Annotated in this window: 1 pseudogene; it reads right to left on the bottom strand. The window is 40.6% G+C overall.

From position 1 onward, the window contains the following. Positions 1-1,218: pseudogene (locus Q0256_RS10275) on the bottom strand (hypothetical protein); the annotation flags it as partial. Positions 1,219-1,346 lie beyond the last annotated feature (128 nt).

The raw sequence follows: 1,346 nt of genomic DNA, 5'->3' as shown, positions 1-1,346 counted from the left end.
AATGTCCGCTTTATTTTCTTCATCCCATCGACCTATTAAACAGGCTTTTGCCAATTCACGAGCAGTATTCCGTTTCGCATACGACGGCGCAGCGATTCCTACGAGATACCTCATAAGTGCAGACAGCCTCCTATTTCCTATTTTAGCAAATTCCTCTGCAAGAGCATCTGGGAACTGCGCTTTCGTCAGTATCTCTTTGATCTGATATGATGGAGGACTTTTAAGGTCTATAACATCGTCATTGCCGTTTGATGAGGCATCGCAAAACGGTACGATCACTCCATGCCCTTTTTCTATGGCTAACGCAAGTAAATTTTGTTGTTCATCATCCAAGCCTAGCCTTGGGCTAGCAACCAATACATGTGATCGTCGCAACTCGGATATTGCTTGCCATGTATCTTTATCTTTTATAAAAAGACACCTATCTGCATATTTTTGTGCCTTTTCTTTTTCAAGCGTCATAAGGTAGGCCGCCACAAAATCATCTACATCGTTTTCGCTCTCAGCAATAATAAAGAGCTTTTTTGTTTCGCCCGAAAAGATGGTTTCAAGCGCACTACAGGCTTTATCGCGAGAAGAGATAAAAAGTTCGGGTGGAAGAGCTAACCCATTAAATTGCGACTGGATCAAGTTGCAGTTTCTAAATTTAGATTGAGTTAAGTTCCAGTGCTCAAGCGGTGTTATAACGCCGCTTAAATTTGGCAAAATTCTCATTTTAACAGCTATCCACCTACCAATAGCGGGAAATTCTCTAAGCCAATCCGCTAGCTTTACTCCATCTATTATTATAATTCGTTTCCACTCTTTACTTTGCTGCCTTTTGATCCAAGCTCTCTGTTTTGGCTCATTCCAACCATTTGCTTCGGCCGAACGCGGAGTAGCGAAGACGAAAGTAGAGTCGGCCCGTTCTTCATCGCTCAATTCATCGGTTCTTTTTTGAAAGTCGCTACTTGCTTTTTCTTGAGGATCTTTTCCGGTGCCTATTTCCCAATAGGATTTCCCAGCAGGAACAAATTCAAAAAATCCGGTCTTACAATATACAAGACCGTCCATACCGGATTGATTTATAGCATCGCCGTAAGGTATGCGACACTCTCTTATATCGGGTGCAGATTGTTTGATAAGTAGATAAATAAGCTCCGGAATTACTCCTCCGCTCTCACGCGTATCTGCATATCGTGCCAAATCGTTAGGAGTTACAATGCTTGTATGTTTCATATTATAAATAGTTCCTTTCGAAAATATTTTATGTCCCTATTATATTTCACTCGATATACCTTTTACGTTATCTTAATTTCATAATGTAAACCTACAGAGTACTTTAATCCTCTTTATCGGAACATAGA

It is taken from the genome of uncultured Campylobacter sp. (genome assembly GCF_937949835.1).
Classification (GTDB): domain Bacteria; phylum Campylobacterota; class Campylobacteria; order Campylobacterales; family Campylobacteraceae; genus Campylobacter_B.
Note: the sequence above shows the minus strand (reverse complement) of the source record. Positions and strands in the feature narration are given on the sequence as shown.